Origin of the sequence: Nocardia shimofusensis NBRC 100134, assembly GCF_001613125.1 — a bacterium.
In the GTDB taxonomy this organism is placed as follows: domain Bacteria; phylum Actinomycetota; class Actinomycetes; order Mycobacteriales; family Mycobacteriaceae; genus Nocardia; species Nocardia shimofusensis.
The window spans coordinates 1-20,132 of record NZ_BDBT01000006.1 but is presented as its reverse complement, the minus strand read 5'-3'; the positions used below and the strand labels follow the sequence as shown (position 1 = coordinate 20,132).

20 protein-coding genes and 1 pseudogene are annotated in these 20,132 nt (G+C 69.2%); 4 read left to right on the top strand and 17 right to left on the bottom strand.

The features are described from left to right. Positions 1-39: 39 nt before the first annotated feature. The 4 genes from prcA to dop form a co-directional block, all read right to left on the bottom strand. Positions 40-843, bottom strand: a complete 804-nt coding sequence (gene prcA, locus NS3_RS08415) for a proteasome subunit alpha (protein ID WP_067856328.1) — start codon at positions 841-843, stop codon at positions 40-42. Then, a complete protein-coding gene (gene prcB / locus NS3_RS08410) occupies positions 840-1,691 on the bottom strand; it encodes a proteasome subunit beta (RefSeq protein ID WP_067856849.1) in 852 nt (283 codons plus the stop codon). The genes prcA and prcB overlap by 4 nt, the downstream gene beginning before the upstream one ends. A 14-nt stretch (positions 1,692-1,705) precedes the next feature. Further along, a complete protein-coding gene (locus NS3_RS08405) occupies positions 1,706-1,900 on the bottom strand; it encodes a ubiquitin-like protein Pup (RefSeq protein ID WP_067856325.1) in 195 nt (64 codons plus the stop codon). A gap of 164 nt (positions 1,901-2,064) precedes the next feature. Further along, positions 2,065-3,564: a depupylase/deamidase Dop gene (gene dop / locus NS3_RS08400; protein ID WP_067856322.1), complete on the bottom strand. Its 1,500-nt coding sequence runs from the start codon at positions 3,562-3,564 to the stop codon at positions 2,065-2,067. 189 nt (positions 3,565-3,753) lie between these two features. Here dop and NS3_RS08395 point away from each other — a divergent pair, with 189 nt between their 5' ends. Next, positions 3,754-4,932 carry a DUF418 domain-containing protein gene (locus NS3_RS08395; protein ID WP_067856846.1) on the top strand — a complete coding sequence of 393 codons (1,179 nt, stop codon included), beginning with the start codon at positions 3,754-3,756 and terminating at the stop codon, positions 4,930-4,932. Positions 4,933-5,079: 147 nt separating this feature from the next. Next, a complete protein-coding gene (locus NS3_RS08390) occupies positions 5,080-5,844 on the top strand; it encodes an AraC family transcriptional regulator (RefSeq protein WP_067856843.1) in 765 nt (254 codons plus the stop codon). Between the two features lie 124 nt (positions 5,845-5,968). On the opposite strand, the gene NS3_RS08385 is transcribed toward NS3_RS08390, so the two are convergent. From NS3_RS08385 to arc, 5 genes are all read right to left on the bottom strand, one after another. Further along, complete coding sequence (locus tag NS3_RS08385; RefSeq protein WP_067856319.1) at positions 5,969-6,364, bottom strand: nitroreductase family deazaflavin-dependent oxidoreductase; 396 nt, start codon at positions 6,362-6,364, stop codon at positions 5,969-5,971. Between the two features lie 10 nt (positions 6,365-6,374). Next, positions 6,375-7,055, bottom strand: coding sequence for a TIGR00266 family protein (locus tag NS3_RS08380; protein WP_067856316.1), 681 nt, complete (start codon positions 7,053-7,055; stop codon positions 6,375-6,377). 36 nt (positions 7,056-7,091) lie between these two features. Beyond that, a complete protein-coding gene (locus tag NS3_RS08375; protein WP_067856313.1) occupies positions 7,092-8,300 on the bottom strand; it encodes a Fic family protein in 1,209 nt (402 codons plus the stop codon). Positions 8,301-8,470: 170 nt separating this feature from the next. Beyond that, on the bottom strand, positions 8,471-8,839 hold the full coding sequence (locus NS3_RS08370; protein WP_067856310.1) for an arsenate reductase family protein: 369 nt from the start codon (positions 8,837-8,839) through the stop codon (positions 8,471-8,473). Between the two features lie 141 nt (positions 8,840-8,980). Then, on the bottom strand, positions 8,981-10,741 hold the full coding sequence (gene arc, locus NS3_RS08365) for a proteasome ATPase (RefSeq protein WP_067856306.1): 1,761 nt from the start codon (positions 10,739-10,741) through the stop codon (positions 8,981-8,983). A 175-nt stretch (positions 10,742-10,916) separates the two neighbouring features. Here arc and NS3_RS08360 point away from each other — a divergent pair, with 175 nt between their 5' ends. Next, entirely contained in the window at positions 10,917-11,456 is a 540-nt protein-coding gene (locus tag NS3_RS08360) for a WKL family lipoprotein (protein WP_067856303.1), read from the top strand. A gap of 51 nt (positions 11,457-11,507) precedes the next feature. Here the strand turns inward: NS3_RS08360 and NS3_RS08355 are convergent, their stop codons facing one another. Next, positions 11,508-12,341 (bottom strand): tRNA (adenine-N1)-methyltransferase, encoded by an 834-nt coding sequence (locus NS3_RS08355; protein ID WP_067856299.1) that lies wholly within the window; start codon positions 12,339-12,341, stop codon positions 11,508-11,510. 48 nt (positions 12,342-12,389) lie between these two features. Between NS3_RS08355 and NS3_RS08350 the strand changes: the two genes are divergently transcribed. Further along, positions 12,390-13,286: a RecB family exonuclease gene (locus tag NS3_RS08350; protein WP_067856296.1), complete on the top strand. Its 897-nt coding sequence runs from the start codon at positions 12,390-12,392 to the stop codon at positions 13,284-13,286. 188 nt (positions 13,287-13,474) lie between these two features. On the opposite strand, the gene hisG is transcribed toward NS3_RS08350, so the two are convergent. The 7 genes and pseudogenes from hisG to NS3_RS08315 form a co-directional block, all read right to left on the bottom strand. After that, positions 13,475-14,326 (bottom strand): ATP phosphoribosyltransferase, encoded by an 852-nt coding sequence (gene hisG, locus NS3_RS08345; protein ID WP_067856293.1) that lies wholly within the window; start codon positions 14,324-14,326, stop codon positions 13,475-13,477. A 52-nt stretch (positions 14,327-14,378) separates the two neighbouring features. Next, on the bottom strand, positions 14,379-14,642 hold the full coding sequence (locus NS3_RS08340) for a phosphoribosyl-ATP diphosphatase (protein ID WP_040796837.1): 264 nt from the start codon (positions 14,640-14,642) through the stop codon (positions 14,379-14,381). A gap of 136 nt (positions 14,643-14,778) precedes the next feature. Beyond that, complete coding sequence (locus NS3_RS08335) at positions 14,779-16,596, bottom strand: choline/carnitine O-acyltransferase (protein WP_067856290.1); 1,818 nt, start codon at positions 16,594-16,596, stop codon at positions 14,779-14,781. 201 nt (positions 16,597-16,797) lie between these two features. Then, complete coding sequence (locus NS3_RS08330) at positions 16,798-17,634, bottom strand: class I SAM-dependent methyltransferase (protein ID WP_174550445.1); 837 nt, start codon at positions 17,632-17,634, stop codon at positions 16,798-16,800. 32 nt (positions 17,635-17,666) lie between these two features. Then, complete coding sequence (locus NS3_RS08325; protein ID WP_067856283.1) at positions 17,667-18,527, bottom strand: HalD/BesD family halogenase; 861 nt, start codon at positions 18,525-18,527, stop codon at positions 17,667-17,669. 143 nt (positions 18,528-18,670) lie between these two features. Then, positions 18,671-19,342, bottom strand: coding sequence for an HAD family hydrolase (locus NS3_RS08320; RefSeq protein ID WP_067856281.1), 672 nt, complete (start codon positions 19,340-19,342; stop codon positions 18,671-18,673). Between the two features lie 154 nt (positions 19,343-19,496). Beyond that, positions 19,497-20,132, bottom strand: a pseudogene (locus NS3_RS08315) (serine/threonine protein kinase); the annotation flags it as partial.

Here is a 20,132-nt window from a genome sequence, read left to right as displayed (position 1 = left end):
CGAGCACGGACCCGTCGAGTGATATTCGTCCCGTTCTCGCTAGGCGGAGCCGCCCGGTTCTTCGGGGGAATCATCGGGCAATTCCACCGTAGTGGTCGGTTTCTTCGCCGCCTCGTCCGGTGCGGGCGCGCCGTCGCCCGCGGCCAGGAGTTGCTCGAGCGCGGAGGCGGCGACCCTGCGGAACGCCCGGCGAGGCCGCGCCTGTTCCAGGGTGGCGACCTCGAGCTGCGCGACGCCGATGGCGCGCTTGTCCTTGTCGCCTTCGGGGATGGCGGCCTTCAGGGCTTTCACCGCGATGGCGATCGCCGCACCGAGCTCCAGGCCCGGCTGGTAGGAGCTCTTCAACTCCGTGACGATGGGCTCGGTGGTACCGCCCATGACCACGAACTCGCGCTCGTCGACGATCGCGCCTTCGTAGTTGATCCGGTACAGCACCGCTTCCGGAGACTCCCCGGCGTAGCCCACCTCCGCGACGCAGATCTCCACCTCGAACGGCTTGAGCTGGTCGTTGAAGATCGTGCCGAGGGTCTGGGCGTAGGCGTTGGCCAACGCCCGGCCGGTGACATCGCGCCGGTCGTACTGGTAACCCCGCAGATCGGCCTGCAGGATCCCGCCACGGCGCAGGCTCTCGAACTCGTTGTACTTGCCCACGGCGGCGAAGCCGACGCGGTCGTAGAGCTCGCTGACCTTGTGCAGCGTGGCGGAGGGATTCTCCGCCACGAACAGCACGCCCTTGTCGTAGGTCAGCACGATCACGCTGCGACCCCGAGCGATGCCCTTACGGGCGAGCTCGGTCTTGTCGCGCATGATCTGCTCGGCGGACGCGTAGTACGGCAGCGTCATGCGAGCGCACCCCCTTCCTGAGCGGCGGTGCGATCTGCCACGATGCCGCGGGCGATCTCGGCGAGCCGGTCCCCGGCCACCTCGAGCGCCCCCTCGGCATCGATCACGACCGCGGTCGGGTAGATGCCGCGCAGCAGATCCGGCCCGCCGGTGGCGGTGTCGTCGTCGGCCGCGTCGTAGAGCGACTCGATCGCGATGCGCAACGCCCGGTCCTGATCGATTCCCTTGGTGTACAGCTTCTTCAACGACGTCCGGGCGAACATCGACCCGGAACCGACCGCGGTGTACCCGAAACGTTCCTCGCTGCGCCCGCCGACCACGTCGTAGGACACGATGCGACCGGCCCGGTCCGGGTCACCGGCCGCGCGCTCGTCGTAACCGACGAGCACCGGCACCACGGCCAAGCCCTGCATCGCCGCGGGAAGGTTGTCGCGCACCATCTTCGACAGCTTGTTGGCCTTGCCGTCGAAGGTGAGCGGGACGCCCTCGATCTTCTCGTAGTGCTCGAGTTCGACCGCGAACAATCGCACCAGCTCCACGGCCATGCCGGCGGTACCGGCGATGCCCGCCGCGGAGTAGGTGTCGGTGATGTACACCTTGTCCATGTCCCTGCTGGCCAACAGGTTTCCCTGGGTGGCCCGGCGATCGCCCGCGATCAGCACGCCGCCGCGGTAGCTGACCGCGACGATGGTGGTGCCGTGCGGGGCGATGTCCTTCGCGGCGGCGCCACCGGCAGAACCGGTGGCGCCGTCGAGGGCTGAGAACCTGTTGGGCCACAGCAATTCCGGAGCGTGTAGCCGCAGGTGTTCGGTGAAAGAGGAAAGCGCGTGCCCCGGGTGGAGACGCATCGGGTCACCCGCAGTCACTGGCCGCCCTTCTGCACGTAGGCGCGGACGAAGTCCTCCGCGTTTTCCTCGAGCACGTCGTCGATCTCGTCGAGCAGGTCGTCGGTCTCCTCCGCGAGCTTCTCGCGGCGTTCCTGCCCTCCGGCATCGGGGCCGCCGGAACCTTCGTCCTCGTCGCCGCCCCCGGTGCGCTTGGTCTGCTCTTGTGCCATGGCAGCCGACCTCCTGTGTTCTCATCATGACCGGAGCCAGGGGTGAGCACGGTTCCGATCATGCGCAATGTGCGTGCTCGTTCCTCAACACTACCCAGCGACCCCGACACCATGTCGGATCTGTTGTCTTTTCGTGCGGTCTGTCCAGGTGATCTCCCCGGCGATCAGTGGGTGAGCTCACGCACCAGTTCGGCCGCGCTGTCCACGCCGTCCAGCAGTTTTCCGACGTGCGACTTGGTGCCACGGCGCGGCTCCAGGGTGGGAATGCGCACCAGCGAGTCACCGCCCAGGTCGAAGATCACCGAATCCCAGCTCGCCGCCGCGATATCGGCGCCGAACCGGCGCAGGCACTCGCCGCGGAAGTAGGCCCTGGTGTCGGTGGGCGGATTGGTCATCGCGTCGAGCACCTGCTGCTCGCTGACCAGCCGCTTCATCGACCCGCGTGCCACCAGCCGGTTGTACAGGCCCTTGTCCAGGCGGACGTCGGAGTACTGCAGGTCCATCATGTGCAGCTTGGGCGCGGCCCAGTTCAGGCCCTCCCGGCTGCGCATGCCCTCGAGCAGGCGCAGCTTGGCCGGCCAGTCGAGCAGGTTCGCACATTCCATCGGGTCGCGCTCGAGCAGGTCGAGCACCATCGCCCAGTTGTCCAGGACGTCGCGGGCACGCGGGTCGTCGTTGCCCTCGCGGTCCATGAACTTGGCGACCTTCTCGTGGTAGAGCCGCTGCAGAGCCAGACCGGTGAGCTCGCGTCCGTCGGCCATCGCGACGGCCACCCGCAGGGTCGGGTCGTGGCTGATCTGGTGCACGGCGGTGACCGGGCGGGCCAGCTGCAGGTCCGACAGGTCCTCGCCCGCCTCGATCAGATCGAGGACCAGGGCGGTGGTGCCCACCTTGAGATAGGTCGACATCTCGGCCAGGTTGGCGTCGCCGATGATGACGTGCAGCCTGCGGTACTTGTCCGCATCGGCGTGCGGTTCGTCACGGGTGTTGATGATGCCGCGCTTGAGGGTGGTCTCGAGGCCGACCTCGACCTCGATGTAGTCCGAACGCTGGGACAGCTGGAACCCGGACTGATCACCGGACTGGCCGATGCCGACCCGGCCGGACCCGCAGATCACCTGGCGGGAGACGAAGAACGGCGTCAGTCCCACGATGATCTGATTGAACGGCGTGTCCCGGTTCATCAGGTAGTTCTCGTGGGTGCCGTAGGAGGCGCCTTTACCGTCGACATTGTTCTTGTACAGCTGTAGGCGCGGCGCCCCCGGCACGCTGGAGGCGTGCCTGGCGGCGGCCTCCATGACCCGTTCGCCCGCCTTGTCCCAGATCACCGCGTCGAGCGGGTCGACGACCTCGGGCGCGGAGTACTCCGGGTGGGCGTGGTCGACGTAGAGCCTGGCCCCGTTGGTGAGGATCATGTTGGCCGCGCCGACCTCGTCGGCGTCGATGACCGGAGCCGGGCCGTTCATCCGGCTCAGGTCGAACCCGCGCGCGTCGCGCAACGGCGACTCCACCTCGTAGTCCCATCGGGTCCGCCGCGCGCGCGGCACGCCCTCTGCCGCCGCGTACGCCAGGACCGCCTGCGTGGAGGTGAGGATCGGGTTGGCCGACGGCTCGGTAGGCGTCGAGATGCCGTATTCGACCTCTATTCCGATGATGCGCTGCATCCCTCGAGCCTAGGCGACGCGCGCCGTCGCGGCGGCCGTACCCGTTCGCGCCCCGTCCGATCCGGTGTCTCCACATTCGTCGGGGGTGCGATCGGGGTAGCGGTCGTCCGCGATGGGTACCCCGGATGGTTCTCTCGGGTGACGACAGCGCAGGCGCCCGCGCCGGATAGTGACGAGGTGACCGAACAGATCGCCGATCCCGCGCGCAATCCGGCTCCCGGCTCGCCGGCCCCGGCCGCGCCCGGACGACTGGCCGCCCTCGATGTGCTGCGCGGTATCGCGATTCTGGGCACGCTCGCGACGAATGTCTGGATCATGACCGATTCGGAGGGCATGATCGGCTATCTCGGCCACGTGGGCTCCACGAGCGCCGGGTGGACCGAGCGCGTTCTCCAGCAGATCGCCCAGGGCAAATTCCTGGGATTGCTCACCATCATGTTCGGCATCGGCCTGGCCATACAGCAGGCCACGGCGACCCGTGCGCGGCGCCGATGGCCGGGCGGTTACCCGTGGCGCGCGGGTCTGCTGTTCCTCGACGGCGTCGTGAACTTCGTGCTCGTGGCCGAATTCGATGTGCTCATGGGCTATGCGGTCACCGGCCTGGTGGTGGCGTTCCTGCTCGCGACGAGCGAACGGGCGCAACGGCGATGGCTGATCGTCGCGACGGCGGTGCATCTGACCCTGCTGACACTGATCGCCGTGGTGCTGGCGACCGCGCAGGCCACCGAATCCGCACCACCCGCACCACTCGACCCGAATCCGTACGCGGACGGCTCGTTCTGGGATCTCGCGCTGTTCCGGCTCGAGAACGCGGGCCTGTTCCGGCTCGAGCCGGTGGTGATCTTCCCGATGTCGGTCGCCCTGTTCCTGACCGGCGCCGTGCTCTTCCGGCGCGGCGTCTTCCGGCCGGAAGGCGCGCGCCTGCGGCGGGGACTGATGATCGTCGGCGCGGCGGCCGCCGTCGTCGATCTGCTCGCGGGCGTGCTGGGCGGCGGCAACGCGCTGATCTTCACCCGTTACGGGACCGCTCCGCTGGTGTCCTTCGGTCTGCTCGCCCTCGTCGCCGAGTGCTACGCGCACGGGCGCCGGACCGGATTCGCCGGACGCAGGCTCACCGAGGTCGGCCGAACCGCGTTGTCCTGCTACATCCTGCAGAATCTGGTGGCCTCGGCGCTGTGCTACGGCTGGGGGCTTGGGCTGGCGGCGCGGGTCGGCGACGAGACCCGGGTGCCGTTCACGATCGGGGTGTACCTGCTGGTGTGCGCTGTCGTGGTGACGGCCGCGCATCTGTGGTTGCGCCGCTTCGACCGGGGGCCGGTGGAATGGCTGTGGCACACGAGTTATCGGCGGCTGGCCGGCGACCGCTGACGAAGGTCGTCTTCCCCCAAGCCAGGACGGTCGGCCCCGACGGGGACCGACTCGCCGAAACGACCACGGTGAGCGCGTGTCGCCGGATATTCTCGTGTGGCGGGCCCGAATCCGGACCCGCGGATGCGCGGCATGCGGGAGCGTCGGATGGAGAAGACCCTGGTCGTCGACGAAAAGCCCCGCTGGGCAACGGCTCTGCTGCGCCCCGGCATCCTGGCCTTCGGCGGGCCGATCGAGCCCTCTGCGCTGCACGCCCATCACACCGTCCAGATGCTGGTCGCCCGGACGCCCGTCACCGTCATGGACGCAGGCGGCGTACGCCATCAGGGCACCCGGGTGATCGTGCCTGCCGACGCGCCGTACCGGATCGAATCCGCGGCCGAGGGCGCGACTCTGTACCTCGACCCGGAGACCGCCGCGGGCGCGGCCGCCGTGGCCGACGCCCACCGCGGCGGCTGGGCGGATGACCGGAACCCGTTGCCCGCGACCATGGCCGACTCACCCATCGCCGAACAGGTCGCCGCCATCGTGCAGACCCTGCGCTCGACACCGCTCATGGCGCCGCACCGGCACGCCGCCGTCACCGAGGCGCTGCAGCTGCTGCCCTCCCTGGTCCTCGACCGCAGCATCCGCGGCGCGGATGTCGCCAAACGGGTCGGGCTCTCCCCCGGCCGCCTGTCCCACCTGTTCACCGAGCAGGTCGGAATCCCGTTGCGCCCCTACATCCTCTGGCTGCGGCTGCGCATCGCCATCGGCCGCTTCGGCTCCGGCGACGATCTGGCCGCGGCGGCGAACGCCGCGGGTTTCGACGACAGCACCGACCTCACCCGCACGTGCAGGCGCACCTTCGGTCTCACCCCGGACGCCCTGCACCACGCCGCGCACTGGGATCTCGGCGACGAAGTGCGTTAGCACGCGCCGTCGATCCACGGTGTCCGATCGCCGCAGCCCTCGCCCGGCAGGTCCCTGCGGCGGACAACCGCTGTCCGGCATCGCGGCCGAGCACTGGGCCCCGACGAGCGGGTCCGCTCCGGCATCAGTCCGTAGCCGGCTCCTCGTGTGCCGTGGCGCGCAGGTGATAGCGCGCGCCGATCGTCCTGAGCGCCTGCCGGACACCCGGCGGAGCCCATGCCGCCGACGGGTCCTCGAGCACCTCGGGATCGATCAATCGCACGGTGTGGTGTTTGAGCCGGAGCTCGAATTCACCCGCGGCCATGACGTTCTTGAGCCAGTCGACGTCACGGCCGTAGGTGAGTGCGATGCGATGCACCGGCCCGTCGGCGAACGCGAGCACCGGCGTCTCGTAGGACCGGCCGGAGTGGCGGCCCTTGTGCAGCACCACCGCCAGCGGTCGCACGCGGCTCGCCAGCGGACCGGCGACCCGATTGGTGACGTGGCGGTTGAACGTGGCCAGGGAATGCGGAAGTACCATCTCGCCCTTCTCAGCTCGAGGATGCCACCGAGGCGGCCCACGCGGCGAACGCGCTCGGATTGCGGGTCTGCAGCAGCACCCGGCCGGGCCCGATGAAATCGAAGACGAAACCCTCACCGGATTTCAGTGACTGGATCGACCGTCCCGACACCGCCCGGCGAATGGTGAAGCTCATCGTCAGGTCGTAGGCGACCACGTGCCCGGTGTCGATGGTGATCGGCTCCCCCGGTGGCAGGTCGATGACGTCGATCGCACCGAACACGCCGACCACCGCCTCGCCCTCGCCGTGGGCTCGCAGACCGAATCCGCCCTCACCGCCGAACAGGTTCGCGAACCCGCCCCACTTCCCTTCCACGGTAACCCCGTGGGAGTTGGCGATCCAGCCCCCACGATTGATGAAGTACGGCCGGTCCGGCGTGATCGTCAGGCTCAGCATGTCACCGGGCAGCGCGGGCGCGACATCCACCCAGCCGCCCTGCGGCGGCGCGGTGAAGGTGGAGACGAAGAACGACTCCCCGGCCAGTACCGACCGCTTCAACCCGGCCAGGATGCCGCCTTCGGCCTTGGCCTGCAGGCTCACACCGGCCGAATGCGCGAGCATCGCGCCGCTCTCGACCCGCATCGGCTCACCGCCCGCCAGAAAACAGCGAGCGACGGTCGAAGCGGGATTGTGGCGCATCTGTACCTTCATGTTCCCGGACCCTACCGCGAGGCAACGCTCAACGCTCTACCCGCGAACTCGCCGGGCCCCCTCGGCGAATTCGTCCAGGACGCGCACGATCTCCTCGGCCACCCAGATACGGTTGCGCGCTCGCGCCTTCGGAGCCCGCAGCACGCCGGCGCCGACCAGTCGGTCGATCGCCCGCTGCGCCGCCACATCCGTCACGCCGAAGGTAGCTCGCACGTAGGCGTTGCCGACAACGGGCTGCGCGGCGAGCCGGTCGATCAGGGGCCACACGACCGAGTCACTGCGGGCGGTGACGGCGGAGCGGTAGTCGTCGCGGATCTCGCACAGCCGCGCCACGAGCCGGGCGCCGCTGTCCACGGCGAAGAAGGTGGCATCGACGAACTGCCGGATTATCGGCACCGGATCTCCGGCCCGGTAACTGGTCAGCGCCTCGAAGTAGGCGGAGGTGTCGACGAGCAGGCCGGCCGACAACGGCACCGTGACGTGGCGGATGAGCCCGCGGCGGTGCAGCATGGCGTGCACCAGGGCCCGGCCGGTACGCCCGTTGCCGTCGGTGAACGGGTGGATCGTCTCGAACTGGGCGTGCGCGAGTGCGACATGCACCAGGCCCGGCACGTCGGTCCTGGCGACGAAATCGAAGAGGTCGGCCATCGCCGCGGGCACCCGAGTGTGATGCGGCGGCACGAACATCGCACCGTGCGGACCGAGCGCGGAACCGCCGATCCACACCTGCTGGTCCCGCCACCGTCCCGCATTACCTGGATCGGATCCGGACAGCAGGGCGTGATGCATCGCCAGCACCGAGGATTCGTCGATCTCGTGGCTGAGCGCCAGTGCGGCTTCCATCGTGCGGACATTGGCGGTGACAATCCGCGCATTGCGATTGGTGTGCTCACCGAGTCCGGCCAGCGCGAGCTGCCGGGCCCCCACGGTGAGGTTCTCGATCTGCGAGGAGGCCGCGCTCTCGGTACGCAGCAGCACCGCGCTCATCGGGCCCGCTTCGGTACCCAGCGCGCGATGCGCGTCGAACCGGGCGAGGGTGCTCGCGGCCTCTTCCGCCTCGACCAACAGTTCGGCGGGCAGCTCGAGTGACTGTCGGGCGATGACGGGCACGGTCGCGGCGCGATAGTCCCCGGTGTGCTTACGACGCTGCGTCCGCGACGTGGCCGCGTCGCCGAGGGACCAGGGGTAGGACTCCTCGCCGATCGCAGGCCAAGCAGCTGGGACGCGCAGGCGATCGTCTGCCATGCGCCGAGCTTACCAAACCTTATCGAGATAAAGTTCGGTAACAGGTGCGTTGACCGTACCTTGCGGCGGAATACGGTACGACGCCGTGTGCCGAAGGTGTCCGGATCGACGAGCCGGCCCGGGCCGCCGATCGTCGGCCCGGTGTCGGGTTCGGATCGGGAGTGGGCCGGTCAGCCGAGTTCGCGCAGCGCTTCCGCGCTGCGGGCGACGATCGCACGGCCGTCGCCGGTCAGCACGATGGGCCGTTGGATGAGCTCGGGCCGCGCGACCAGCGCTTCGATCCAGCGCTCACGGTCGTCCGGAGTGCGGCCCCACTGCGCGAGACCGAGATCCTTGGCAAGCCGTTCGCCGGTGCGGGTGATCTCCCACGGCTCGAGGCCGAGACGGTCGAGCACGGCACGCAGTTCCTCGGCGGTAGGCGGCTCGTCCAGGTATCTGCGGACGGTGAATCCCGTGCTGATCGCCTCCAGATGCGCGAGTGCTGCCCGGCTCTTGCTGCACCGGGGGTTGTGCCATATCTCGGTGTGCCCTTCGGTCATGGGCTCAGCCTAGTATCCGGACCCGATCGCCTCTGGCTCGTGTCACAGGCGCATCCAGCGCGGCCACAGGGCCGCCCAGCCGCGTAGCGACCACCGGCCGCGATCCCGAGACGGAATCGCGGCCGGTGGTCCGGTGCGCTCTTACAGATACTGACCGGTGTTGGACTCGGTGTCGATCGCACGGCTGGCGCTGGCGTTCTTGCCGGTGACCAGGGTGCGGATGTAGACGATGCGCTCGCCCTTCTTACCCGAGATCCGCGCCCAGTCATCGGGATTCGTGGTGTTGGGCAGGTCCTCGTTCTCGGAGAACTCGTCCACGATCGAATCGTAGAGATGCTGGATGCGCAGGCCCGGATTGCCGGTGTCGAGCACCGCCTTGATCGCGTACTTCTTCGCGCGGTCGACGATGTTCTGGATCATCGCGCCGGAGTTGAAGTCCTTGAAGTACAGGACTTCCTTGTCACCGTTGGCGTAGGTGACCTCCAGGAAGCGGTTGTCCTCGCTCTCGGCGTACATCCGGTCGACGACCCGTTCGATCATCGCCCGGACACAGGCCGCCTTGTCGCCGTTGAACTCCTCCAGGTCGTCGGTGTGCAGCGGCAGTTCCTTGGTCAGGTACTTGGAGAAGATGTCCTGCGCCGATTCCGCGTCCGGACGCTCGATCTTGATCTTCACATCGAGGCGGCCGGGCCGCAGGATCGCGGGGTCGATCATGTCCTCACGGTTGGACGCGCCGATCACGATGACGTTCTCGAGCCCCTCCACGCCGTCGATCTCCGAGAGCAACTGCGGCACCACGGTGGTCTCCACGTCCGAGGAGACGCCCGAGCCACGGGTACGGAAGATCGAATCCATCTCGTCGAAGAACACGATCACCGGTGTGCCCTCGGACGCCTTCTCGCGAGCCCGCTGGAAGATGATCCTGATGTGGCGCTCGGTCTCGCCCACGAACTTGTTGAGCAGCTCGGGACCCTTGATGTTCAGGAAGAACGACTTGGCTTCCTTGGCGTCCTCGCCGCGCGCCTCGGCGATCTTCTTGGCCAGCGAGTTGGCCACCGCCTTGGCGATGAGCGTCTTACCGCACCCGGGCGGACCGTAGAGCAGCACGCCCTTGGGCGGACGCAGCTCGTATTCGCGGAACAGGTCCTTGTGCAGGAACGGCAGCTCGACCGCGTCGCGGATCTGCTCGATCTGCCTGCCGAGGCCGCCGATGTCGGTGTAGTCGACGTCGGGCACCTCTTCCAGCACGAGGTCCTCGACCTCGGCCTTGGGGATGCGCTCGAAGGCGAAGCCCGCTTTGGTGTCGACCAGCAGCGAATCGCCCGGCCGCAGCTTGCGGATGGGCGAATCGGGATCCTCCAGGTCGTCGACCTCGGCGACCTTGGCCAGCGGGCCCGCCAGCCAGACCACCCGCTCCTCGTCGGCATGGCCGACCACCAGGGCCCGGCGGCCGTCGTCGAGGATCTCGCGCAGGGTGCCGATCTCACCGACCGCGTCGTAGTCGGTGGCCTCCACGACCGTGAGGGCTTCGTTCAACCGGACGGTCTGGCCGTAGGCGAGCGTGTCGGTGTCGATGTTGGGTGAACAGGTCAACCGCATCTTCCGACCGGAGGTGAACACGTCGACGGTCTGATCCTCGTGCACGCCGATCAGCACGCCGTACCCGCTCGGGGGCTGGCCCAGCCGATCGACCTCCTCACGCAACGCGACCAACTGCTGACGTGCCTCCTTGAGGGTGTCCATCAGCTTGGTGTTGCGAATGGTCAGCGAATCGATGCGGGCTTCCAATTCCCGCGCCTGATCCGGCGAGTCGGCCAGTTGCCTTCGGAGCGCAGCCACCTCGGCGCGTACCGCCTCGAGCTCTCTCCAGGCCGCCGAATCCGAATTCTCGATGGGGCTCATGTGCTGCTCCTCCCAGTCCCGGTCTTACAACGCTACCGGGCGCGAACCGTTCTCGCCCTGCGACATTGTTTCTTCGTGATCACATCTGCCTTGCGATCGGCGGCGGAGCTCCATGTTAGCCTCCCCTAACCCGACTGGGGAGACATTCCCTCGCACCGCCGAAAGGTTGCCGAATATGCACCGTCCTACCCGATCGCTGCGAGCGGGCATCGCCACCGCCGTCGCCGTCGTCGCCCTGGCCGCCGGACTCGTCGGCTGCTCGGACGACGAGTCCACCGACACCGCCGCGACCAGCAGCGCGGTGGCCACCAGCGCGGCCTCGGCCACCACCGGCCCGGCCTCCGCCGCTACCGGCGAAGAGGGCCACTCGCACGAGGCCCCCGCTCCCGACGAACTGCAGGCCACCCTCGACCGGTTCGCCGACCCCGCCGAGCCCGCCACCGAGAAGACCGGCCTGGTCGTCGACGGCGACAAGCGCCTCGCCAATATCGAGGCCATGAACGCCGCCCTCGGCGGGTACGGCGCGCTGACCTTCACTGTCACCGACGTCACCGTCGAGGGCGAGACCGCGACCGCCCAGGTGGTCATCACCTCCCCGCACGGCCCTGCCCCCGCGATGCCACTGACCTGGCAGCACGAGGACGACAGCTGGAAGATCTCGGACGGGAGCGCCTGCACCCTGCTCGGCTTCGCCCAGGCGCCCTGCCTCTCCTGACCGCTCTCGCGCGGCCGGGGTCACCCCCGGTGGCGGGCCGGGCGTCAGCGCTCAGCCCTTGGACGGGCGCCGCTGCGGCTTGGGGGTGACCACGCCCTCGGCCAGCCGCCGCGCGCTCACCAGGAACGCGGTGTGCGCCTGCATCCGGTGCTCCGGGCGCACCGCCAGTCCGACCACGTGCCACGGCCGCACGATCGACTCCCAGGAGCGCGGCTCGGTCCAGCACTCCTGCTCGCGCAGCGCCTCGACCACCTTGGACAGCTGGGTGACCGTCGCCACGTACACGATCAGCACGCCACCGGGGATCAGCGCCTTGGACACCGTCGGCAGCGCGTCCCAGGGCGCGAGCATGTCCAGCACCACCCGGTCCACCGGTTCGCCGTCGTAGTCGGATACGTCCCCGACGGTCAGCGACCAGTTCGCCGGCCGCTCGCCGAAGAAGCGCTCGACATTGCGCACCGCGTGCTCGGCGTGGTCCTCGCGGATCTCGTGCGAGATCACCTGCCCCTCCGGCCCCACCGCGCGCAGCAGCGAGCAGGTCAGCGCACCCGAGCCCGCGCCCGCCTCGAGCACCCTGGCGCCCGGGAAGACATCGCCCTCGTGCACGATCTGCGCGGCGTCCTTGGGGTAGATCACCGCCGCACCGCGCGGCATGGACAGCACGTAGTCGACCAGCAGCGGCCGCAGGGCCAGATACGGCGTGCCGTTGGTGGAGTTCACCACGCTGCCCTCGTCCGTCCCGATCAGGTCGTCGTGCTTGATCGCACCGCGATGGGTGTGGAACTCCTTGCCCGGTTCGAGGATCACCGTGTGCAGGCGTCCCTTCGCGTCGGACAGTTGCACCCGGTCCCCGATGGCGAATGGCCCGGTCCGTCTGGCCGTCATGAAACTCCGTTCCCTGTGGTGTCAGTGCCGCCGGATAGCCTGCCAGGTATGTCAGCGCCCGCGTCCACACCCCCTGCCGAGCCTTCGACACCGCCGCGTGCGCAAGCCCGCAGACCGGCACTGTCGCCCTCGCGGGCAACGGATTTCAAGCAATGCCCGTTGAAGTACCGGCTGCGCGCGATCGACGCGATCCCGGAACCACCCACGCGCCAAGCGGTGCGCGGCACGGTGGTGCACGCGGTCCTCGAAGACCTCTACGGACTACCCCAGCCCGAGCGCGGCCGCGCCCGCGCCGACGAACTCGTCGAGCCCGCCTGGGCACGGGTGCTGGCCGAACAGCCCGAGATCGCCGAACTGCACGCCGACGAGGGCACCGGGCCCTTTCTGGCCGAGGTGCGGGCGCTGCTGGACAATTACTACCGGCTGGAGGATCCGACCCGCTTCTCCCCGGAATCACGGGAGGCCAGGGTCGAGGTGGAGCTGGCCGACGGTGTGCCGGCGCGCGGCTTCGTCGACCGCATCGATGTGGCGCCGACCGGGGAGCTGCGGGTGGTCGACTACAAGACCGGGCGCGCACCCGGTCCGGTGCAGGAGACCAAAGCGCTGTTCCAGCTGAAGTTCTACGCGCTGGTGGTCCTGCGCACCCGAGGCGTGCTGCCCGCCCAGCTGCGATTGATCTATCTGGCCGACGAGCTGATCCTCACCTACACCCCCGACAGCGAGGAGCTGGATCGTTTCGAGCGCACCCTCGGCGCGCTGTGGGCGGCCATCCTGGAAGCCGGGCGCACCGGCGATTTCCCGCCGAACGTCAGTTGGCTGTGCGGTTATTGCGATTACAAACCGCTGTGCCCGGCGCACGGCGGTACCCCGCCGGTCTATCCCGGCTGGCCGCAGACGGTCGGCGAGTCCTTCGAACAGATCGAGGCCGAGGCCGTCTCCGACTGACCCTCACCACCGGGTCCGACGCTGGAGCCAGCGGACAACAACACCGACAGCACCACGCCGACAACCGGATTCACCACCGTCGCGAAACCGCGCACACGGGCGGTGTTCGGCCTGAACAGATCCTGTGACCACCGGGCTCGGCAGCGTCACCGTGCGGCGCACAGCGGCCGCTGCCGAGCGCGCGGTACTCAGAACGCGCGGCAGGACCGGATGTCGGTGGCCAGGATCGCCTTGGCGCCCAGATAGGCCAGCTCGTCCATGACGTGGTTCGACTTGCCGCGCGGCACCAGCGCCCGCACCGCCACCCAGGACTCGTCGGCCAGCGGCGAGACCGTCGGCGACTCCAGGCCGGGGGTGATCTGCACCGCCTTGTCCAGCAGGTTCTTCGGGCAGTCGTAGTCCAGCATGAGGTACTGCTGGGCGAAGACCACACCCTGGACGCGCGCGATGAGCTGGTTGCGGGCCCGGTCCTGCGCGTCGGAGCCGATGCGCTCCACGAGTACGCCCTCGGAGTCGCACAGCGACTCACCGAAGGCCACCAGATTGTGTTGGCGCAGAGTGCGGCCGGAGCCGACCACGTCGGCGATCGCGTCCGCGACACCGAGCTGGATGGAGATCTCGACCGCGCCGTCGAGGCGGATGACCTCGGCCTCGAGGCCGCGCTCACGCAGGTCGGCGCGCACCAGGTTCGGGTAGGAGGTGGCGATCCGCTTGCCCGCCAGATCGTCGACCTTCCACTCGCTGCCCGCCGGGGCGGCGTAGCGGAAGCTGGAGCGCCCGAAGCCGAGGGCGAGCCGTTCCTGGACGGGGGCGCCGGAGTCGAGGGCCAGATCGCGGCCGGTGATGCCGAGGTCGAGTTCGCCGGAGCCGACGTAGACGGCGATGTCCTTGGGCCGCAGGAAGTAGAACTCGACCTGGTTCTGCGGGTCGAGCACGCTCAGTTCGCGCGAATCGGTGCGCTTGCGGTAACCGGCTTCGGACAGGATGGAGGTCGCCGATTCCGACAGCGAGCCTTTGTTGGGGACTGCTACGCGCAGCATGGGGAACGGTGTCCTTCCGGAGGGTGGAGGTATCGAGCGGAGAACGCGACCGTCACAGATGTCGGTACACGTCGTCGAGCGTCAGCCCCCGGCCCACCATCAGCACCTGGACCCAGTACAGCAACTGCGAGATCTCCTCGGCCAGGGAATCGTCGCTCTCGTGTTCCGCGGCCAGCCAGACCTCGCCCGCCTCCTCGAGAACCTTCTTACCCTGGGTATGCACGCCGGCGTCCAGGGCGGCCACGGTGCCGGACCCCTCGGGACGGGTGGCGGCACGATCCTGCAGCTCGGCGAACAGGGATTCGAAAGTCTTCACGGGTCGACATTCTCTCAGATCCCGGCATCCGCCCCGCACACGCCACCGGGTTCACCCCGCGCGCACGCGCGCGCCCGGTCCCTCGCCTCGGAAATCGGCGGCGGACCGGGCGCGGGCGAACCTCAGCGAGCCGGGGTCACTGCGGCGCGGCCAGCAGTTCGGCCAGTTCGCTCACCGCGATCCGCAGCTGATCGGCGAAGGCGTGCATCTGATCGGCGACCGTGGTCGGGGTGGCCAGGTACAGGTTCCAGCGATCCGGCAGCAGCACATAGGCGATGCCGATGCAGCGCGGGCTGGTGGAGCCGAAACCGAAGTACTCGATGTTCACCGACGGCGCCGAACTGGTGCTCAGATAGTCGTCGCGCATGATCGTCCAGCCGGGGCTGTCGTAGAGCGCGAGCGGCTCGGTGACGCCGAGCTCCGCGCCGCGACGGCGCTGGATCCACTGCAGCTCCCACAGGTGCTGTTCGGGGGCGTCACCAGCCTGGCACTGCTGGGCGCGGGCAACGTGCGCGTCGGCGGCGACACGGGCCGCGGCCAGCCTCGCCTCGTGATCGGCCGCCGGGTCCACCATGGCGTCGACAAAGGCGATGATCTCCGGGGTGATCACGCGCATCGCCTCGGTGCGGCCGTTGCGGTACTGACGGGTCGCGATGGACTCGTAGGTCGCGCCGGTCAGGCCCTTGCTGCGCCGGTGCGCGAGCTGGTAGCTGAGCTGGGCGAAGGCGTCCGGTGAGATCTTCAGCTTCTTGGCCTCGGCGGTGCCGAACTCGGTGAAGCTGACCGTCGTGGTCGCATTCGCCGCCGCGTAGTCGGCGAAGTCCTTGGCGGCGGCGAGAATGCGCTGGCGCAGTTCGGAGTCGAGGCCGAACTCGATCGGCGCGACCGCCGGCGTGCCCTGCGCTCGTGCGCCCGCGGCCTCGGCGTGCTCGGCGGCGGTGCGCTCGAGCAGGGTGTCGACGAAGGACAGGATGGTGGTGCCGTCCAGTCCGCAGTGCTCGACATTGATGCCCGCGCTGCCGTCGGCGAAGACGATGAACGACACCGACTTGTCGAAGTAGCGGTTGGCGCTGTCGCCGTGCAGCAGCTGATCGCAGGCGTGCAGGGTGTCGCGGGGCGCGAAGTCCTCCAGGCACACGCAGAACAGCGCGGTCTCGATGGTGTCGAGCGCGGCGGCGTTGGCCGGCTCCGCGCGCAGCAGCTCCCGGTCGGCGGCCCATTCGGCGCGGGCCTTGGTGGTCAGGTGCCCCACGGAGGTGTCGGCGTCGGCAGCCGTGGCGCCCGCCTCGAGCACCGTGCGCAGACCCTCGCCCAGCTCGTCCAGGGTGTGCGGCACACCTTCCGGGCCGATCACGTCGAGCCGGAAGACGTTGCCCCGATGGAAGACCGCGATATGGCGTTCCCGCGAGGGGCCGGGCCATTCGTCGGTGTAGGGCACCCGCACGGAGTCCTGTTCGGCGCCGGGGATGCGGGTCTCGGAGAACAGGTACTTGTTCTGCCACATCGACAGCCGCTTGCCACGCTGGGTGGCGGGCGGGATCTCCTCGCGATCCAGCGCCAGCTTGTAGTCGACTGCCGCGATCACGATGGCGGCCGCGCGCGAGACCTGATCGGACGCGGTGGAGGCGGCCAGGACGGTGTCGTCGCGGAAGAGGAAGAAGAAGTTGGCGTTCAACGCGATCCGGTCACGTCTGCCCAGGTAGCGCGAGGGCCAGAACTGGTCGAGCCAGCTGCCGACGCCGGGGGTGGCGTCGTATTCGGCGAGCGCCGCGTGCAGGGTGCGCCCCGGCCCGTCGGCGCTGAGCAGTTCGGCCACCGCCGCCTCGGTGGTGGCCAGTTCCTCGGCGGTCAGCAACGGCGAGCACCACTGCAGGAAGCGCTCGGCGCTGGCCTCGAGCGTGGGCAGCGGAACGCGGGGCAGTTCGTCTTCGGCGGCGAAAGTGCGTTCGGTCAACTCGGTTCCTCGTATCGGGTGGGTGCGCCGCGCCACGGGTGCGCGGGCAAATCTGCGGAAGGGGTTCACTCGTGCCGGGGATCACGCTTGTCCACGATCCTCGGGCACGCGACGGCGTTTCGCCAACCGCCCTCGCGCGGGTCCGCGCTCGGGCGTGGCGCCCCGGACGGTGACCGGGGCGCGGCGTGGGCAGTTCTGGTCTCAGGGACGGCGTTCGGGGTCTGGCCGGGAGAGGAACAGGCGGGCGCACAGCCAGCCTTCGCTTTCGTGGCCGCGGGTGTCGATCTCGTTGTCGGCCAGCGCCGTCAGCACCTGCCGCTGTTCGACGGGCGAGGCGAACCGCCGCTGCTTGTACAGGCCGGGAAGCTGCTCGGTGCGATAGCCGAGCGCGTCGAGCTCGGCCGCGATCGGCGTGAAGTCGAACATGCGCAGCACGAAATGCGCCATCCACGGCAGCCGGTCGGGCCGCGCGGCGGCGATCCTGGTGATCGTCTTCTCGGTGACATAGCCGATGCAACCGGTGGAGACGACCAGATCGGCCCTGGCGAGCGCCTCCCGCTGGTCGTCGGTGGGGTCCGCGGCCTCCAGATCGGCGTGCACCACCTCGTGCAGCAGCCCCGCCTGCTCGGCGTACTCGAGGGCGGGCCCGGACGCGTCGATGCCGACGAAACGGACGCCGGGCCACGCGTCTTTCGCGGCGAGCCTGGCACGATCGCGCTCGACGAGCTCGGCGCGATCGGCCTCACCCGCCGAGCGGTAGTGCTCGGCCAACTCGCCGATGGTGGTGTCGAAGCGCATGAGTGCGGCGTTCACGCCGTAGGAACAGCCGATGTCGAGCACGGTGACCGGGTCGGCGGCCTCCGGCGAGCCGTGCATCACGGCACGGAATTCCCGAATCTGCTGTTCGAAGAAGGGCTTGGCCAGTTCCGGAATGCGATAGTCCAGTTCGGACATCCGGGCGTAGTACTCGCGGGGATCGGGACGGTCGTAGATGTCGTCGAAAGAGGCTTTCCCGGTGGTGTGCAACGGCACTGGCACGTGTCTCGGTTTCCCTTCGGGTCGGAACTTACTCAGTCGAGTAGTCGGTCGCTCCGGACCGCCTCGGCCGCGGCGATGTGATCCGGCAGAACGCGCCCGAACAGCTGGCGGGTGCGTTCGACGGTGCCGATGACGCCGGGTCGGTCGGTGTAGGCGAAGATCGCCGAATGACGTTGCGTGGCACCGGAGACCGTGGACACCCGGTGCAATGAGTAGCGGCCCTGGAACAGTTGCAGGTCGCCGGGGCGCAGGTCGAGTCTGCGCACCAGGTGATCGCCGGAGCCGGTGAGCACATCGCGCACATCGTCGAGATGCTCGTCGTCGGGAGTGCGGATGGCCGGGCAGTACTCGAAGACGCCGCCGTCGTCCGGCACGCGGGTCAGCATGCTGACGGTGAATTCGTTGGTGTCGAAATGCCACGGGTGCGACATGCCGGGGGCCACCACGTTCAGACACAGCCCGGCCAGCGGATCAGCGTATTCGTGCAGTTCGGGACGGCCGAAGCAATCGGCGACGAACCGCTGGAAGAACTCGTCGACGTAGAGGCGATGGATCAACGAGCCGGCGGGGATGCGGTCGCGCGGCACGAAGGCGTTGCCGCGTTCGAGCACGATGCGGCCGGGATGCCCCTCGGGCAGTTCGGCGTCGAGCGGGATGTTGTAGGCGTTGACCTGCTCGGTGCGGTAGTAGGCGTGCGGCGCCATCTGCTCGCCCTGCTTGCGCAGGGTGTCGACCAGCTCGGGCCGGATGAACTCACGCAGCACGGTGCAGCCCGACTCCGCGAGTTCGGCGCGCGCGGCCGAGACCGCCGCCTCCCATTGCGCACCACCCGGCTCCCGCAGCGGATACCTTGCGGTGTCGACGATTTCGTCCAACACGCCGATCGATGCCATATCGACATTGTTATGCACGGCGTGTCGAACACGCCCGGGATTCGGAAAGATCATCGGTGAAGACGGTCACAGCGGCGATATTTCAGCTATCCGGGCCCAGTTGCCTTGTGACACAGCCGGTTATCGCCCGGACAACCATATCTTCAGTAGTTGAGCAGCAGCGCTTCGTGCAGATGATCGACGGTCAGGCCGACGAGCGAATCACGCAGCATCCGGCCGGGGCCGGCAGGCACCGGGATCTCACAGGGCACCACGATCACCGCGCAGCCCGCCGCGGCCGCCGCCCGAGCGCCGGTCGGCGAATCCTCCACGGCCACACAGTGCCGCGGGTCGACGCCGAGCAACTCCGCGGCACGCAGGTAGGGATCGGGGGCGGGCTTGCCCTCTGGCACCTCGTCGCCGCAGACCGAGACGTCGAAGTGGTGCCTGCCGATGGTGTCGAGACCGAACTCGGTGAGCGAGCGGACGGTGTTGGTGACCAGCGCCGTGGACACCCCCGCCGACCGCACCGATGCCAGCGCGTCGGCCGCGCCGGGACGCCACGGGATCGGGCCGGTCATCAGCCGGCCCACCCGCCACTCCAGGAAATCGGCGGCCTCGGCCAGCGCCCGCGGCGTCGGATCCGCGCCGAGACCGTTGAACACGATCCGTAGCGCGTTCGGCCCGGACGCGCCGATCAGCGCGTGCCGCAGCTCGTCGGTCATCACGCCGCCGAGTTCCACCGCGAGCTCGCGCACCGCGATGTCCCACAACTTCTCCGAATCCAGCAGCGTCCCGTCCATATCCCACAGGACCGCGGCGAGTCGCCCCGTCATCCGCGTATTTCCCCTCGACCCGAGCCTTCCGGGGGCTGTCCCCGGCCTGTCGCCTCCAGCCTATCGGCCCACCATCGCCCGAGCCGGGCACGGTGGGGCCCGAACCGGGCGGGCGCCTACCGCCGCCCCGGACCTCCTCGGCGCGGCCGGGGGCTCAGAGACCGGAACCGGAGATCAGGGTGCGGTCGCCCTCCCGGGTGACGCTGATCCAACGGCTCTCCCCCGCCACCGTGCCGTCGCTCTTGACGTAGGTCAGCGAGACCGTCGCGCGGTCGGGCCCGTTGGGAGTCACGCTGTTCACGCTCACCGAGCGGATCGAGGACCAGAACGAGGAGTAGGAACCGTAGCCGCCGGTCTGTGCCTGGTAGGCGGGCGAGAGCTGCGCCCACGCGCCGGCGATGTCGCCGGGCAGCATGGCGTAGTAGCTCTGGGCGAACTGCGCCGCGTCGGCCGCAGGGGCCGCCGTGGTGGTCGTCGAGGGCGTGGTGGTCGGCGCCGCGCCGGTGGTCGGCTCGGCGTCACCGGCGTCGGTGGTGTTGTCCGGCGGCGCGGGCTCGGCGGACGCCGGAACCGAAGGGGGCGCGGCGGTTTCGTCGCCGTCGGTGCCGCGGGTGAGCAGCAGGACCACGGCGAGGGCCAGCACGGCCACCACCGCGACGGCCGCCAGCATCAGCGTCGGCTTGCGCTGTGTACCCGAGTCCGCGGCACCGGCAGCCGGGGGCGGCGCCGGTGGACCGTACCCACCCATGGCCGGTACCGGGGGCGCGACCGGCGCGGGCGAGGGCCGGAC

Bases quoted from the DNA above. Each gene is read 5' to 3' on its own strand.
- prcA (WP_067856328.1), bottom strand. From the start codon at position 843: ATGACGCTGCCGTACTACGCGTCCGCCGAGCAGATCATGCGCGACAAG.
- prcB (WP_067856849.1), bottom strand. From the start codon at position 1,691: ATGCGTCTCCACCCGGGGCACGCGCTTTCCTCTTTCACCGAACACCTG.
- NS3_RS08405 (WP_067856325.1), bottom strand. From the start codon at position 1,900: ATGGCACAAGAGCAGACCAAGCGCACCGGGGGCGGCGACGAGGACGAA.
- dop (WP_067856322.1), bottom strand. From the start codon at position 3,564: ATGCAGCGCATCATCGGAATAGAGGTCGAATACGGCATCTCGACGCCT.
- NS3_RS08390 (WP_067856843.1), top strand. From the start codon at position 5,080: ATGGAGAAGACCCTGGTCGTCGACGAAAAGCCCCGCTGGGCAACGGCT.
- NS3_RS08385 (WP_067856319.1), bottom strand. From the start codon at position 6,364: ATGGTACTTCCGCATTCCCTGGCCACGTTCAACCGCCACGTCACCAAT.
- NS3_RS08380 (WP_067856316.1), bottom strand. From the start codon at position 7,055: ATGAAGGTACAGATGCGCCACAATCCCGCTTCGACCGTCGCTCGCTGT.
- NS3_RS08375 (WP_067856313.1), bottom strand. From the start codon at position 8,300: ATGGCAGACGATCGCCTGCGCGTCCCAGCTGCTTGGCCTGCGATCGGC.
- NS3_RS08370 (WP_067856310.1), bottom strand. From the start codon at position 8,839: ATGACCGAAGGGCACACCGAGATATGGCACAACCCCCGGTGCAGCAAG.
- arc (WP_067856306.1), bottom strand. From the start codon at position 10,741: ATGAGCCCCATCGAGAATTCGGATTCGGCGGCCTGGAGAGAGCTCGAG.
- NS3_RS08360 (WP_067856303.1), top strand. From the start codon at position 10,917: ATGCACCGTCCTACCCGATCGCTGCGAGCGGGCATCGCCACCGCCGTC.
- NS3_RS08355 (WP_067856299.1), bottom strand. From the start codon at position 12,341: ATGACGGCCAGACGGACCGGGCCATTCGCCATCGGGGACCGGGTGCAA.
- NS3_RS08350 (WP_067856296.1), top strand. From the start codon at position 12,390: ATGTCAGCGCCCGCGTCCACACCCCCTGCCGAGCCTTCGACACCGCCG.
- hisG (WP_067856293.1), bottom strand. From the start codon at position 14,326: ATGCTGCGCGTAGCAGTCCCCAACAAAGGCTCGCTGTCGGAATCGGCG.
- NS3_RS08325 (WP_067856283.1), bottom strand. From the start codon at position 18,527: ATGGCATCGATCGGCGTGTTGGACGAAATCGTCGACACCGCAAGGTAT.
- NS3_RS08320 (WP_067856281.1), bottom strand. From the start codon at position 19,342: ATGACGGGGCGACTCGCCGCGGTCCTGTGGGATATGGACGGGACGCTG.